The organism is Leucobacter tardus, assembly GCF_017583045.1.
In the GTDB taxonomy this organism is placed as follows: domain Bacteria; phylum Actinomycetota; class Actinomycetes; order Actinomycetales; family Microbacteriaceae; genus Leucobacter; species Leucobacter tardus.
In genome coordinates, this window is sequence record NZ_JAGFBF010000004.1 from 83,214 (window position 1) to 98,857 (window position 15,644).

A 15,644-nucleotide genomic window follows, 5' to 3' on the forward strand; every position below is an offset into this window, starting at 1 on the left:
TTGTCCTATCATTCTGACGGGCAACCCATCCTCTGGACGTGAAGGACATGTGCAATGACGCAGCACCCCGTTCGTTTCGGTCTCCTCGGATCCGGCCGCATCGGTCAGGTCCACGCGGCGAGCATGGCCGCGAACCCCTCCGCGGAGCTCGCGTGGGTGGCGGACCCGTTCATCAACGGCGCTCGTGATCTGGCGTCCCGGTTCGGCGGGCGGGCAACCGAGAATGCTCACGAGGTGCTCGCTTCGGGCGAGGTCGACGCGATCCTGATCGCGTCCCCGACCCCGACCCACGTCGAACTCATCGAGGCTGCGGTGGATCGCGGCCTTCCCGTCCTCTGCGAGAAGCCGATCGACCTCGATCTCGCGAGGGTCGATGACCTGCGCCCGAAAGTGCGAGCGAGCGGCGTGCCCGTGGCGCTCGGCTTCAACCGACGTTTCGATCCGGCCTTCGCCGAGGCCCGCGGTCGCGTGCAGGCGGGGGAGATCGGCGCGCTCGAACAGCTCTCCATCATCAGTCGGGATCCGGCGGCACCGCCCGCGGACTACATCGCCGTCTCCGGCGGGATCTTCCGCGATATGACGATCCACGATTTCGATATGGCACGGTTCTTCGTCGGAGACGTCGTCGAGGTCACCGCAGTCGGAGCCAGGCTCTTCGATGCGGGTGCCAAGGCCTACGGAGACTTCGACACCGCTGTGACGACGCTGCGATCTGCGGACGGCGCTGTTGTGACGATCACCAACTCCCGACACAGCGCGATCGGCTACGACCAGCGCATCGAGGCGTTCGGTGCGCTCGGGTCGTTGAACGTCGGGAATGCGCCGTCGAGCCTCGTGCAGCACTCCGATACCGTGCGCGTCGGGGCGCAGTCCCCGCACCCGGCCTTCTTCCTCGAGCGGTACACCGAGGCGTACGCGCTCGAACTCGCAGAGTTTCTGCGGCTCGTCCGCGGGGAGCCCTCGACGAGCCCCACGTTCGAGGACGGCCGCGCGGCGCTCGTGCTCGCCGACGCGGCGCAGCGCTCGGCCGAGGAGGGCGTCGCGGTGAGTGTCGCCCTCGCGTAGGTGAGGGAAGCGCACCTGCTACCATCATCTGGCATGACGGAAACCCAGGGCATCGCCGCGATCCGCGGCACCGCTGGGTACGCCAATGATTCCTGGACACCGGCGGCCATCGGCTGGTGGGGGAGAGAGCCGTAGCGACCCGCTGCGCAGACTCCATCCACCCTCCATTCGATGTCGAGAGGCCGACCCCGTCATGCCCGAAGATCGTCCGTCCACGCCCGATCGAGAATCCCATCCGAGAGCAGATCGACCGCAGCGACCCGGGATTCCGTTCGCCGGACTCGACTACCAGCGGCCGGACCTGCAGGACTCCGAGTACCCGCACAACATCCACCCGGCGCTCGTGCCGGGGATCGCGATCGACGAGCAGCGACGCGATTACCGCATCGGCAAGTTCGTCTTCTCCGTCGCCGGAATCCTGACGGTCGCCTTCGTGATCTGGGGTGTCGTCAGTCCCGAGAGCGTCGCATCCGTCGCGCAGGTGGCGTTCGATTGGGCGACCGGCAATCTCGGCTGGTTGTTCAACGCGATCGCGACCGTCGTGCTGGTGGCGCTCCTCATCATGGCGTTCTCCTCCTACGGCAAGATCAAGCTTGGGAAGGACGACGAGAAGGTCGAGTTCAGCACGTTCGCGTGGGTGGCGATGCTGTTCGCCGCCGGCATCGGCATCGGCGTCCTGTTCTTCGGCCCCTCCGAGCCGCTCACCTACTTCACCTCGCCGCCTCCGCTCACCCACGAGGCGGAATCGACCGAGGCGCTGCACCGGGCGATGGCGCAGACGTACTTCCACTGGGGATTCCATGCCTGGGCGATGTACGCGCTCGTCGGCGGCTCGATCGCCTATGCCGCGTACCGGCGCGGACGCTCGCTCCTCATGTCATCCGTCTTCCGCACGCTCTTCGGCGAGCGCGCCACCGACGGGTTCGCCGGCAAGCTGGTCGACGTGTTCGCGATCGTCGCGACGCTCTTCGGCACGGCGGCTGCGCTCGGCATCGCCGCGATGCAGATCGGCACCGGCGTGAGCATCGTCACCGACGCCGGGCCGCTGACGAACAATATGCTCGTCGTCGTCATCGCGATCCTCACGGTCGGCTTCATCGTCTCAGCGGTCTCCGGCGTCTCGCGCGGCATCCGCTACCTGTCGAGCATCAACATCGTGCTCACCGTCGGCATCGTCGCGCTGGTCCTGTTCCTCGGGCCCACGCTGTTCCTCATGAACCTCCTCCCGTCGGGCCTCATGGAGTACTTCGGGTCGATGTTCGACATGATGGGCCGCTCCCTCTCGTGGGGCGCGGAGACGCAGGAGTTCCAATCGATCTGGACGGTCTACTACTGGGCGTGGTGGATCTCGTGGTCGCCCTTCGTCGGCACGTTCATCGCGCGCATCTCCCGCGGGCGGAGCATCCGCCAGTTCATTCTCGGCACGATCTTCATCCCGTCGTCGCTGCTCTTCGTCGCCTACGGCGTCATGGGTGGCACCTCCATCTGGATGTACCGCGAGGGAAAGCCCGGTTTCTCCGCCGACATGGCGCCGCCAGAGGTGTTCTTCACACTGATCGACAACCTGCCGTACGTGGAGTGGCTGCCGTTCGTGGTGATCCTCGTGCTGGCCATTTTCTTCATCACCTCGGCCGATTCCGCATCGGTCGTCATGGGCATGCTCACGACGCGGGGGGATCAATCGCCGAGCCGCTGGGTCGTGATCTTCTGGGGCCTCGTGATGTCGGGGATCGCCGTTGTCATGCTGCTGCTCGGCGACGCGACCGCGCTCGAAGGGCTGCAGCAGCTCGTCATCGTGACGGCGGTACCGTTCGCGATCATCATGATCCTCATCATCATCGCCTGGTTCAAAGACCTGAGGACCGACCCCTATACGCTCCGCCACCACTACGCAGACAACGCCATGCGTAACGCCGTGGTCGAGGGCGTGGACCGCTACGGAGACGACTTCGCCCTGCAGGTGGTCGAAACGAAGCCCGGCGAGGGGGCCGGAGCGGACGTCGACTCGCACGATGAGATCTACACCTCCTGGTATCAGCGGACCAACGAGGACGGCGAGCCGGTGGGGTACGACTTCGAGACCAACACCTGGGAGGACGGCTACGACCCCGAGACGGGGGAGATCACCGCGATCACCGGCGAGGACGGCCGGAAGCCCGACGAGGACGACCGGAAGACCGGAGAGGAACGCACGCCAGGCGAGGAACGGAAGTCTGGTGACGAATCGGCGTGAGCCCGGGATCGGTTCGCCGTCACCCGGTGTCGACGGCGAGCCGGAACCCGGTGTGCCCGAGCGAGGTGTCTGCCGTCGCGGCAGTCCGGGCGGAGGTCCGGTAGCGGCGGCAGTAGGAGTCGTGGCAGAGGTACGAGCCGCCGCGCATGACGGGGCGCTGATCCGCGGGACTGAAGGCGTCGGCGGACCACTCCCAGACGTTCCCCGTCATCTGGTGCAGGCCGAAGGCGTTCGGGGGGAACGCCGTGACCCGGGTGGTGCCGACGGGTGCCGACGGTGCATCGGGGAATCGCCCCGGGAACGTGTTCATGCGCGGGACGCCTCCCGGCTCGCGCACGGATCCCCAGGGGAACGGCTGCTGCTCCAGACCGCCCCTGGCGGCGAACTCCCACTCCGGTTCGGTGGGCAGTCGGCAGCCCGCCCAGGAAGCGTAGGCCTGCGCATCGCGGTGCGACACGTGGGTCACCGGATGATCGGCGCGATCCGCGACCGAGGCGCCCGGTCCCTCCGGGGAGAACCAGTGCGCGCCGGCGACCCGGCACCACCAGGGGGCATCCGCGACACGGGGCGAACCCGCGCGCGTGCGCTCCGTGAGCCTGCCGGCGAAGACGAGCGAGTCACCGTGACGCTCGGCGTCGGTGCGGTACCCCGTAGCTGCGACGAAGACGGCGAACTCCGCGTTCGTCACGGTCGTCGCCGCGATCGCGAACGGTGCGACCCACACCGGTCGCACTGGTCCCTCCCGGTCGGCAGCATATGCCGCGGGTTCCTCGGATCCCATGCGGAACGCCCCTCCGGCCAAGCCCACCATCCGCAGGTCCCGCGGCGCACCTGCGGCGAGCGCTTCGAGGTCGGATCGTCGGATCGTCCCGCGGCCACCCGTCGGGGGCGGCTCCGCCGTCCGATCCGGCCCGCAGCACGCACTCACCACCCGCACCCCCAGATCGTCGTAATGAAAGGTACCGAGAGTCTATGAGACCGCCGAACATCGTCGTGATCCAGGCCGACCAAATGGCGGCGCAGGTACTCGGAGCTTACGGAGACGAGGCGGCGCAGACGCCGCACATCGACGCGCTCGCCGCAGAGGGCGCGGTGTTCGACCGCGCGTACTGCAACACGCCGCTGTGCGCGCCTTCTCGGGCCTCGATGATGACCGGCCGCATGCCGTCCGACATCGAGTGCTTCGACAACGGCGACGACTTCCCCGCCTCCACGCCGACGTTCGCGCACCACCTCCGAGCGGCCGGGTACCACACGGCACTCATCGGGCGCATGCACTTCATCGGCCCCGACCAGCATCACGGCTTCGAGGAGCGCCTGACCACCGATGTCTACCCGGCCGACCTCGACATGGTCCCCGACTGGCGGCGGCCGCTCTCCGACCGACTGCAGTGGTATCACGACGCCGATTCGGTCTTCACCGCGGGCGTCTCCCTGGCCACGGTGCAGCAGGACTTCGACGATGAAGTGGGCTTCCGCGCGCTCCGCCATCTGAACGACCGCGCCCGTGCGAACCGGTGGGAGGGGGAGGAGATCCCGTTCCTCATGGTGACCTCGTTCATCCACCCCCATGATCCTTACGAGCCGCCGCGCGAGCACTGGGATCGCTTTGACGGGGTCGACATTCCGCCACCGACGCATCCGGACGCACCGGATGCCGTGCAGGATCCCCACACCCATCGGCTCCGAGCCATGAGCGGGTTCGACCTGCGCGAACCGTCGGCCAGTGATGTGGAGCGCGCGCGTCGCGCCTACTACGCAGCCGTGAGCTACATCGACGATCACGTGGGGCGGATCCGCGATCGGCTCGCCGAGCTGGGCCTCGCGGAGGACACCGTCGTCATCGTGACGAGCGACCACGGCGACATGCTGGGTGAGAAAGGGCTCTGGTACAAGATGTCGCCCTACGAGCAGTCGGCGCGGGTGCCGCTCATCGTGCACGGCCCTGAGCATCTCGTGCCCCGCGGGCGCTTCGTCGCGCCGGTCAGCCTGCTCGACCTTCTGCCCACCCTGCTCGACCTCGGCGGTGCCGACGCCGACGGGGCCGCTCCGGGCGACTCCCTCCTCAGGGTCGCTCGTAACGAAGCTCGCGGCGCAGCGGACGTGCGGGCGAGGCAGGTGGTGATCGAGTATCTCGCGGAGGGGACCCATCAGCCGCAGCTGACGCTCGTCAGCGGCTCGCACAAGCTCGTGGTGTGCCACGGAGATCCCGATCAGCTCTTCGACCTCGATCGGGATCCGGATGAGCTCACCAACGTCGCCGCCGACGCCGCGCACGCCGATGCGCTCGCAGCGCTCAAATCCGCGCTCGCAGCGCGATACGACGTCGACGCACTCGAGTCCGCTGTCTCGCACAGTCAGGCGCGCAGACGGCTCGTCGCGGCGGCGCTGCAGACCGGTCGCGCGCGGCACTGGGACTTCGACCCCGACCCTGAGCAGCGGTATGTACGGGGCGACTTCTGGGACGCACTGGAACGCGGCAGGCTCCCCGATGAGCCCAGATCAGGCGACGCCACCGAGAGGTCTCGATAGGCTGTCCTCTGCACGACGACGGCGGGAGGAGCGGCGCATGAGCACCGAGCAGAGCGCCGGACGCGCGCCCACGATCCGCGATGTCGCCCGTGAGGCGGGGGTCTCGAAGTCGCTGGTGTCGCTGGTGTTCAACGGCGGGGACAACGTCGGCCCGGAGCGGCGCGAGCGGGTGCTGCGGGCTGCGGAACAGCTCGGGTATCGCCCGAACCTCGTCGCCAAGTCGCTGGCCGCGCGCAAGCCCGACTTCATCGCGGTGCTCATGTCGAACCTCAGCAATCCGCTGTTCGCCGAGATCCTCGGTGCAGCGCGTGCCCGGCTGAGCGCCGCGGGGCGGCGCACCATGATCCTCAGCGCGGTCACGGAGGGGCCGGACGGCGAGCCGATGCTGGATCGCGAGAACCTCGACGTGCTCCACGGTCTGCGCCCGTCGGCGATCCTCGCGATCGGCACGATCCCGGACCTGAACGATCTCGCGGACCTCACGGGGACGCTGCCGACGGTCGTCGCGAGCGCGACCGAGCGCGCGGGAGGGTCGGTGTTCGTCGTGCGCAGCGACGACTTCGCGGGCGTCGAACTCGTGCTCGACCACCTCGTCGCAGAGGGGCTCCGCGAAATCGCGTTCGTCGGCGGCGATGGCGGAGACGTCTCCGCCGCTCGCGAGCGGGCGTACCGGGAGGGGATGACGCGTCACGGCCTCGCCGACCTGGTGCGGGTGATCCGCGCCGACTTCACGGAGGAATCCGGGCGTCGCGCTGCGCGCGAGCTGGTCGAGGGCGGCCGGATCCCCGAGGCCGTGGTCGCGGTCAACGACCTCGCGGCGATGGGCGCGATGGCGGGTCTCGAGGAGGCGGGCGTGCGCGTGCCGCAGGAGTGCCGGGTGACGGGGTACGACGACACCTCGCTCTCCGCCATCCCGCGGATCTCCCTGACGAGCGTGGACCCCGACAACCGCAGGATCGGCGAGACCGCCGCCGACGCCCTGCTCGACGCCGCAGGCCCGTTCGCCGAGCCCAGCGAGATGCTCGTGGCCCCGCGGCTCGTGGTGCGCGACTCGTCGGGCGGCGGGCAGGTGGGCGTGGCGCGGCACCTCTGAGGGGTTCGGGAGTTGCCTTCCTTGACTGAACGCGATGGGGGAGTTCCTGCTCTCGAGTGAACGCGATTCGTTGCTCAAGCGGGGATTCGAAAACACATTGCGTTCACTCGCGGGGGGTTGCGGGGCTCGCGGGAGTTCACGGGGCTCGGGTGCGCGGGGTTGACTCCGCGACGCACCGGGCGTAAAGTTTGGACCGGTCCAAGTTGCGATCGGGAACAGCTCAAGGAGGAGCCCGAATGACGAAGTTCGACCTACTCATCGGCGGGGAGTGGCGCCCCGCCTCCACGGGTGAGACCGCCGCCGTCCATTCGCCGTTCGACGGCAGCGTGGTCGGGGAGGTCGCGGTGGCCACGGAGGCCGACGCGAAGTCGGCGCTTTCGGCCGCCCAGCGCGGCGCGGCGATCTGGTCGCGCACTCCGGCGCACGAGCGGGCGGCGATCCTGTTCCGCGCTGCCGAGATCGCCGAGCTCCGGGCCGAAGACATCGCCCGCACCATCTCGCTCGAGAACGGCAAACCCCTCGCAGAAGCAACCGGTGAGGCGCGCCGATCAGGCGCGTTGCTCCGCTTGGCCGCGAGCGAAGGAACGCAGTTGTACGGCGAGGGCCTCCCGCTCGACGCCAACCCGGGCACGGGACAGGACAAGGTGGGCTTCACCCTGCGACAGCCGGTCGGCGTCATCGTCGCGATCACTCCGTTCAACTATCCGGCGCTGCTCGTGCTGCACAAGGTCGCCCCGGCGATCGCGGCGGGCAACGCGGTCGTGCTGAAGCCGGCAGGCGCGACCCCGCTGACCGCCCTGATGCTCGCGAAAGTGCTCGTCGACGCCGGTGTGCCCGAGGGCGTCCTCTCCGTGGTGACCGGGCCGGGCGGCACGCTCGGCGACGTGCTCGTGAGCGACCCCAGGGTGCGCAAGATCTCGTTCACCGGATCCACCGCCGTCGGCGAACGCATCGCCGCCATCGCCGGTGTGAAGAAGCTGTCGCTCGAACTCGGCGCCTCCTCGCCGACGGTGATCCTGCCGGGCGCCGACCTCGAGCGGGCGGCGTCGGCAGTGGCCGCAGGAGGGTACGTGAATGCCGGGCAGGTGTGCATCTCGGTGCAGCGGGTGATCGCCCACCACACGATCGAAGCGGACTTCCTCGACGCACTGCTGCCGAAGGTCGCAGCGATCCGCTCGGGAGACCCCTTGGCCGACGGCACGACGCTCGGACCGCTCATCTCCGAGCACGAGGCGCAGCGCGTGGAGCGCAGCATCGCTCGCGCGGTCGACGACGGATCCCGACTGCTCGTCGGAGGGGAACGGAGCGGCGGGTTCGTGAGTCCCGCCGTGCTGACGAACGTCGATACCCGTCAACCGTTCGCGCAGGAGGAGCTCTTCGGCCCGGCGGTATCGGTCACGACGGTCGACTCGTTCGACGCAGCGATCGCGGCCGCGAACGGCACTCCGTACGGCCTGGCCGCCGGTGTCTTCGGGGGCACACTCGCCGAGGGCATCCGCGCCATGCGCGAGATCGAGGCCGGCAGCGTGCACCTGGGGTGGACGCCGCTGTGGCGCGCCGACCTCATGCCGTACGGCGGACTCAAGGCGAGCGGGTACGGAAAGGAAGGCGTGCGCTCTGCGGTCGCCGAAATGACCGAGGTCAAGACCGTCGTGCTGCACAGCTGAACCACCTCCACCCACCACTTTGCAGAGGAGCACACATGGTGCACGGAACCTCGGGCCGCACGGTCCGGCTCACGGCGGCGCAGGCCGTCGTGCGGTACATCGCCGCGCAGTACACCGTCGCGGACGGCGAGCGGCGCCGATTCGTGCCTGCCGCGCTCGGCATCTTCGGGCACGGCAACGTCGCGGGCATCGGTCAGGCCCTCGCACAGCACCACGACCGGTTGCCGTTCGTCCAGGGACGCAACGAGCAGTCGCTCGGACATCTCGCGACCGGATTCGCGAAGGCATCGAAACGCCGGCAGACGCTGGCGGTGACGGCGTCGATCGGCCCGGGATCGACGAACCTGGTGACGGCAGCCGCGCTCGCGACCGTCAACCGGGTCCCGCTGCTGCTGCTGCCCGGCGACACCTACGCGACGAGGCGGCAGGGCCCGGTGCTGCAGCAGCTCGATCTGCCGGGTACACCCGATGTGACCGTGAACGACGCCTTCCGGCCCATCTCCCGCTTCTTCGACCGGATCACGCGACCCGAGCAACTGCTCACGGCGCTGCCGCAGGCGTTCCGCGTACTCGCCAACCCCGAGGAGACGGGTGCGGTGGTGCTCTCGCTGCCCCAGGACGTGCAGTCGCACGCGTACGACTACCCTGAGGAGCTCTTCATCGAGCGCGACTGGCCCATCCGGCGTCGTGTGCCGGATGCGGGGGAGATCTCCCGCATCGCGGCGCTCATCAGGGAGGCGGAGCATCCTCTGGTGATCGCGGGCGGCGGCGTGATCTACTCCGATGCGCAGCAACACCTGACGGATCTCGGGCGCGCGACGGGGCTGCCCATCGCCGAGACCTTCGGTGGCAAGGGCGCGGTGACGGAGGACGGCCCGTTCCGCGTGGACGGGATCGGGCTCGAGGGCTCCCCGGAGACGAACCGGCTCGTCGCGCAGGCCGACCTCATCGTCCACATCGGAACGCGACTCACCGATTTCGCGACGGGATCCCAGTCCATCTTCGAGAACGAGCACGTGCGCTTCGCCTCGATCAACATCGTCGAGCACGATGCCGTCAAACAGGGGGCGATCGCGGCGCTCGCAGATGCGAGGCTCGGCATCGCGGCACTCTCGGACGAGCTCGCCGACTACCGGGTGACCGAGAACTGGGCCCTACGCGTCTCCGACGCGCGATCCCGCTGGTCCGCCACGCGGTCGGCGGCGCTCGACCCCGATGTGCGGTTCGCGACAGAGGAGCATCCCGAATTCCCCGAGACCGACGCCGTGCTCACGCAGGGGCAGCTCATCGGCCTGCTGCAGGAGCACGCTCGGGCGGGCGACACCATCGTCGCGGCGGCCGGCGGGCCCCCCGGCGACCTGCAGAAGGTCTGGGATGCGACTGGCGCGCGACACGCGCACCTCGAGTTCGGCTTCTCATGCATGGGGTACGAGATCCCGGCGGCGATGGGAGCGCGTCTCGCCGACACCAACGAGGCGCACCGGGTTACCGCGTTCATCGGCGACGGCACCTTCGTCATGGCGCCGACCGAGATCGTGACGGCGGTGCAAGAAGGGATCGCGTTCACGGTGGTGGTCTCGGAGAACCACGGGTACCAGGTGATCCGACGACTGCAGATGTGGCGCACCGGGGAGCACTTCGGCAACGAGTTCCGGCACCGCGAACCGAGCGACGGTGCCGCATCGCACGCATCGGGCGTCCTCGCCACGATGCTCGGTCGACTCGACGGCGACTACCTCGGCATCGACCTCGCGCAGATCGCCCGCGGTCTCGGCGCCGAAGTGCGCGCGCCGAAAACTGCAGCGGACGTGCGCGCCGCGCTCGCGGAGACGCGTGACGCGCGCGGCCCCGTGGTGATCGTCGTGCCGACGATCCCGCACGCCGATCTGCCCGGATCGGAGCTCTGGTGGGACGTCTCGCCTGCCGAGGTCTCCGTCGACCCCGATACCGAGGCGAACGGCAGACTCGACGAGTACCGCGCCGGGCTCGCGCGTCAGCGGTGGCACGGGTGAGCGCGTCAGGGCCGCTCGATGCGGGTCGCGCGCTGCGCGCCCGTATCCACGCCGGCGAGGCGACGGTCGGGACGTTCCTCGGGCTCGGCTCGGTGACCGCCGCCGAGGTCTGCGCGGCAGCCGGTCTCGACTGGGTGCTCGTCGACCTCGAGCACGGCGGCGGCGACGAGGAGCAGGTCGGCGCCATCACCGCCGCGACCGGCGCCTACGGGGTCGCTGCGCTCGTGCGCGTCGAGCAGTCGGAGCGGATCCGCATCGGCCGGGTGCTGGACGCCGGCGCGGCGGGTGTGATGATTCCGCGCATCACGAGTGCCACCGAGGCCGCCGAGGCGCGTACGCACCAGCTGTATCCGCCGATGGGCGACCGCGGCGTGGCGAGCTACAACCGCGCCGCCCGCTGGACGCTCGACACCGGCGCCCTCGACCGTGCCGACGCGCAGGTCATCGGCATCGTGCAGATCGAGACCCGCGCGGCCGTCGACGACATCGAGGCGATCGCCGCGACCGATGGCGCGGACGTGCTGTTCGTGGGGCCGCAAGACCTCAGTTCCGCGCTCGGGGTGCCGCGTCAGTTCGACGCCCCCGTGTACCAGGAGGTGCTCGACCGCGTGGTCAGCGCCTGCACCGCGCACGGCACGTGCGCCGGGATCCTCGTGAACGATCGAGCCGCGGCGGAGGCCGCGCTCGCCCGCGGATTCCGCTTCATCGCGATCGGGTCGGATGCGACCCTGCTCGCGCAATCGGTGCGTGCCGCGACGCCGCATCGACCACCCTTCCCGACGACCCCCCGAGAGAGCGAGATACCCCCATGCACGTGAACGACGACGGCACCACGACCCTCGGCGTCGGCCTCATCAGCGTCGGCTGGATGGGCCAGCTGCACACCCGCGCCTACACCAACCTGCGATTCGCGTACCCCGATCTCGGGGTGCGCCCGAGGCTCGTCCACGCGGCCGATCCAGCTGAGGCGCGCGCTCGAGAGGCGGTCGAGGTCCTCGGGTACGATCGCGCGTCGGCGGACTACCGCGAGGTGTTGGACGATCCAGAAGTCGATGTCGTGTCGATCTGCGCCCCGAACTTCCTGCATGCCGAGATCGGCATCGCCGCGGCGCGCGCGGGCAAGCACTTCTGGATCGAGAAGCCCGTCGGCCGCGGCGCGGACGAGACGCGTGCCGTGTCGGACGCCGTCGATGCGGCGGGAGTCGTCACGTCGATCGGCTTCAACTACCGGCACGCACCGGCAGTCGAGTATCTGCGCGACCTCATCGCCTCCGGGAAGCTCGGTCGCATCACCAACGTGCGCGGGCACATGTTCGCCGACTACTCGTCCGACCCCAGAGGAGCACTGTCGTGGCGCTTCGTGCGGGAGCTCGCGGGGTCAGGTGTGCTCGGCGACCTCATGGGTCACCTCGTGGATCTCGTCCAATACACGCTCGGCCCCGTCGCGGAAGTGAGTGCGGTGACCTCCACCGTCTACACCGAACGGCCCGAACTGCCCATGGGCACCGGCACGCACTTCGCCCTCGTCGAAGACGGCGAGATGAAGCCGGTCGAGAACGAGGACTACGCGGCGCTGCTCGTGCGCTTCCGGGACGACGCCGTCGCCGCCGGCGCGGTCGGCACCCTCGAGGCCTCCCGCGTGGCCGTCGGACCACGGGCGAGCTACGGCATCGAGATCTACGGCACGAACGGGTCGGCCCACTGGGACTTCGAGCGACTCAACGAGTTGCACCTCTCGGGCGGACTCGGAGAGGCTGATCAGGGATACCGCCGCGTCATGGCTCGGCACGGCATGGGCGACTTCGCACGGTTCCAGCCGGGCGCGGGCACCTCCATGGGGTACGACGACCTGAAGGTCATCGAGGCCCGGAAATTCCTCCTCGCCGTGGTGGGGCGCGAGGAGCACAACTCGAACCTGCGCGACGCGCTCTCGGCGAACGAGGTGGTGAGCGCCGCCGAGCGTTCAGCCGAACAGCGGATGTGGGAACGCGTGCCGGCCGTGACCGGCACGACGTCGGCGGGGGCCGCATCGTCCGCTCGGTCCGCGGAGAGCAGCGCAGGGTGACCCCGCGGGTCGTCGTCGGGCTGGGACCGGTCGATCCCGAGCTCGTGGTGCCGGTGCTCGGGCCGTCCGTAAGGTTCGTCCCCGACCCCACTCCCGAGGATTTCGCGATCGCCGAGGGAGCCATCGTACGCGCCGCGGTCGATGTGGATCGGACCCTGCTCGACCGCATGCCCGCGCTCCGCGTGCTCGCTCGGACGGGGGTCGGGGTGGACCGCATCGACCTGGGCGCGGCGGCGGAGCGCGGGATCCCCGTGACGATCACCCCGGGCAGTAACGCCCGGGCCGTCGCCGAAGGCGCGTTCACGATGCTCGCGTCGCTCATCAAGCGGATGGGGGAGTCGCACGCCCACGTGGTGGGCGGTCGGTGGGGAATCGCCGCAGCGCCGACGCCAGGCGACCTGTTCGGCGCGACACTCGCAGTCATCGGGTACGGCCGCATCGGCCGCATCGTCGCCGGGTTCGCCGCGGCGTTCGGCATGGAGGTGCTCGTGCACGACCCGTTCGTGCAGGCCGAAACGCACGAGAACGTGAGTCTCGACGACGCCGTTCGCCGCGCGGACGCGATCACGCTCCATCTCCCCGGCGACGGAGGCGAACTCGTGACGCCCGATCTGCTCGCGGCGGCGCGGCCGGGACTCGTGCTCGTCAACTGTGCGCGAGCGAGCCTCGTGCGCACGGAGACCCTCGCACGTGCGCTCGCCGACGGCACGCTGGGTGGCGTCGGGCTCGATGTCTTCGACACCGAGCCCGTGACGGCGGCGGCGATCGACACCCACCCGCTCGTCGGTCACCCCGGGGTGATGTTCAGCCCGCACACCACCGGACTCTCCGAACGAGCGCTCGTCGAGACCATGCGCCTGGCCGCGGAGTCGGTGCGTGCCGTGCTCCACGGGCGTGCGCCCGCCGCCGTCGCCCCGGCGGCACCACCGCATCGACACACACCCCCGCATCGACACACACCCCCGCATCGACACACACCCCCGCATCGACACACACCCCCGCATCGACACACACCCCCACCGCAGACGCCGGCGTCCGAGCCGCAGACCGGAGAACACACATGATCTCAGCACCGCGCATCGCCGCCGCCCCGATCTCCTGGGGCGTCATCGAGGTTCCCGACTGGGGTGTGCAGCTTCCGCCCGACCGTGTCCTGCGCGAGATGGTCGAACTCGGCGTCCAGGCGACCGAGTTCGGCCCTGAGGGGTTCCTGCCGGCTGAGCCCGTCGAACGCGCCCGCGTGCTCGACGACGTCGGACTCACGGCGGTCGGCGGGTTTTTCCCGACCGTGCTGCACGACCGAGACGCCGACCCGCTCCCCGCGATCGAACGAGAACTCGAGGCGTACGTCGCAGCCGAGGCGGGAGTACTCGTGCTCTCGGCGATCACGGGAGCAGCGGGCTACGAGCAGAAGCCGCAACTCGGCGACGACGAGTGGGACACGCTCATCGCGAATCTCGATCGGGCGCTCGTCGCAGCCGAACGGGTCGGCGTCGTGGCGACGCTGCACCCGCACCTCGGGACCGTGGTGGAGGCACCGGCCGAGGTGCGGCGGGTCGTCGATCGATCGCGGATCGGGTTCTGCCTCGACACCGGTCACCTCACGATCGGCGGCGGGGATCCGCTCGCGTTCGTCGAAGCCCACGCCGACCGCGTCACGCACGTGCACCTGAAAGACGTGTCGAGCGCCATCGCCGACCGGGTGCAGTCCGGCGAGATCAGCTATCGGGAGGGCGTGCGCCAGGGCATGTACCGTCCGCTCGGCGCGGGCGACGCACGGGTTGCGGAGATCATCGCGGCCCTGCGCAGGGTCGGATACGCGGGGTGGTACGTGCTCGAGCAGGACACCGTGCTCGAGTCGGAAGCCGACGCCGCACGAGCCCTCGCAGATGCCCGCATCGGCGTCGAGCTCATCAGGCGCGAGGTCGGGCGATGACGGATGCACCGCTCCGCATCGGACTGCTCGGGGCTTCGCGCATCGCCGAGCGCGCGATCACCGACGCGAGTCGCGAGACCGGCGACCGGCGTGCGGTGGTCGCCGCTCGTGACCCGGCGCGCGCAGCGGCATACGCGGTCGAGCACGACTACGAGCGGGCCGCGGGCGGGTACGCGGAGCTCGTCGCGGACGATCGACTCGATCTCGTCTACATCGGTCTGCCGAACGCCATGCACGCCGAGTGGACGGTCGCCGCGCTCGATGCCGGCCGTCACGTGCTCACGGAGAAGCCGTTCGCCGCGAACCTCGCGGAGTTCGATCGGGTGTTCGAGCGGATGCGCGTCGCCGACGGGTGGGCGTGGGAGGCGTTCCATCACGCCCACCACCCGGTCACCCGGAGGTTCCTCGAGATCGTGGGATCCGGCGAGATCGGCGAGCCGCGTGACGTGCGGATCCGCATGGAGATGCCGGCGCCACCACCCGACGATCCGCGATGGAGCTTCGCGCTTGCCGGCGGTGCGGTGATGGATCTCGGCTGCTACGCCCTCCACGCGCTCGGTGCGATCGGCGAGGTGCTCGGCGCGGACCCGCAGCTCGTGGCCGCCGAAGCGCGCGTGGCCGACGGCGATCCGCGCGTGGACGCCGCGGTCCTCGCCGAGTACGCGATCGGACGCGTGCCGGTTTCGGTCGGTACGAGCATGGTCGCCGACGGATGGGATTTCTCCCTGCATCTCGAGGGGGATCGCGGCAGCGTCACCGCCCCGGGCTTCGTGCGGCCCTTCGACGACGATCGGGTCATCGTGACCGTCGAGGGCGCGACCCGGGAAGAACGGCTCGGCACGGTCTCGTCGTACCGGTACCAACTCGAAGCGATCCGCGGGCACGTGCGCAGCGGTGCACGCTCGGAAGTCGAACTCCAACGCTCTCGTCGCGTCGCCGCGCGCATCGACGAGCTGTATCTCGCCTGCGGTCTGCCGCGTCGCGAAGGCACCCTCGGGGCTTGATCGCGCACGGGCCGAAGTCTGCCATCGTTGCCCCCTC

At 69.8% G+C, this 15,644-nt stretch carries 12 protein-coding genes; 11 read left to right on the top strand and 1 reads right to left on the bottom strand.

The window, feature by feature from the left end:
* The first annotated feature begins 54 nt into the window (after positions 1-54).
* A complete protein-coding gene (gene iolG / locus J4H85_RS05930) occupies positions 55-1,065 on the top strand; it encodes an inositol 2-dehydrogenase (protein ID WP_208237835.1) in 1,011 nt (336 codons plus the stop codon).
* Between the two features lie 193 nt (positions 1,066-1,258).
* On the top strand, positions 1,259-3,298 hold the full coding sequence (locus tag J4H85_RS05935; protein WP_208237837.1) for a BCCT family transporter: 2,040 nt from the start codon (positions 1,259-1,261) through the stop codon (positions 3,296-3,298).
* Between the two features lie 19 nt (positions 3,299-3,317).
* Here J4H85_RS05935 and J4H85_RS05940 read toward each other — a convergent pair whose 3' ends face one another.
* Positions 3,318-4,109, bottom strand: coding sequence for a formylglycine-generating enzyme family protein (locus J4H85_RS05940; protein WP_208238196.1), 792 nt, complete (start codon positions 4,107-4,109; stop codon positions 3,318-3,320).
* Between the two features lie 161 nt (positions 4,110-4,270).
* Here J4H85_RS05940 and betC point away from each other — a divergent pair, with 161 nt between their 5' ends.
* The 9 genes from betC (at position 4,271) to J4H85_RS05985 (ending at position 15,607) form a co-directional block, all read left to right on the top strand.
* A complete protein-coding gene (gene betC, locus J4H85_RS05945; protein ID WP_208237839.1) occupies positions 4,271-5,830 on the top strand; it encodes a choline-sulfatase in 1,560 nt (519 codons plus the stop codon).
* Positions 5,831-5,867: 37 nt separating this feature from the next.
* Positions 5,868-6,923 (top strand): LacI family DNA-binding transcriptional regulator, encoded by a 1,056-nt coding sequence (locus tag J4H85_RS05950; RefSeq protein ID WP_208237841.1) that lies wholly within the window; start codon positions 5,868-5,870, stop codon positions 6,921-6,923.
* Positions 6,924-7,159: 236 nt separating this feature from the next.
* Complete coding sequence (locus J4H85_RS05955; RefSeq protein ID WP_208237843.1) at positions 7,160-8,590, top strand: aldehyde dehydrogenase family protein; 1,431 nt, start codon at positions 7,160-7,162, stop codon at positions 8,588-8,590.
* 35 nt (positions 8,591-8,625) lie between these two features.
* The gene (gene iolD / locus J4H85_RS05960) at positions 8,626-10,602 is read left to right on the top strand and encodes a 3D-(3,5/4)-trihydroxycyclohexane-1,2-dione acylhydrolase (decyclizing) (RefSeq protein ID WP_208237845.1); all 1,977 of its coding nucleotides are present in this window, start codon (positions 8,626-8,628) and stop codon (positions 10,600-10,602) included.
* On the top strand, positions 10,599-11,420 hold the full coding sequence (locus J4H85_RS05965; protein ID WP_307863450.1) for an HpcH/HpaI aldolase family protein: 822 nt from the start codon (positions 10,599-10,601) through the stop codon (positions 11,418-11,420). Before iolD ends, J4H85_RS05965 begins: the two co-directional genes overlap by 4 nt.
* Positions 11,411-12,667 (top strand): Gfo/Idh/MocA family protein, encoded by a 1,257-nt coding sequence (locus J4H85_RS05970; RefSeq protein ID WP_208237850.1) that lies wholly within the window; start codon positions 11,411-11,413, stop codon positions 12,665-12,667. Before J4H85_RS05965 ends, J4H85_RS05970 begins: the two co-directional genes overlap by 10 nt.
* On the top strand, positions 12,664-13,731 hold the full coding sequence (locus tag J4H85_RS05975) for an NAD(P)-dependent oxidoreductase (protein WP_208237851.1): 1,068 nt from the start codon (positions 12,664-12,666) through the stop codon (positions 13,729-13,731). Before J4H85_RS05970 ends, J4H85_RS05975 begins: the two co-directional genes overlap by 4 nt.
* A complete protein-coding gene (locus J4H85_RS05980; protein ID WP_208237853.1) occupies positions 13,728-14,603 on the top strand; it encodes a TIM barrel protein in 876 nt (291 codons plus the stop codon). Before J4H85_RS05975 ends, J4H85_RS05980 begins: the two co-directional genes overlap by 4 nt.
* Entirely contained in the window at positions 14,600-15,607 is a 1,008-nt protein-coding gene (locus J4H85_RS05985) for a Gfo/Idh/MocA family protein (protein WP_208237855.1), read from the top strand. The genes J4H85_RS05980 and J4H85_RS05985 overlap by 4 nt, the downstream gene beginning before the upstream one ends.
* The last annotated feature ends 37 nt before the right edge of the window (positions 15,608-15,644 follow it).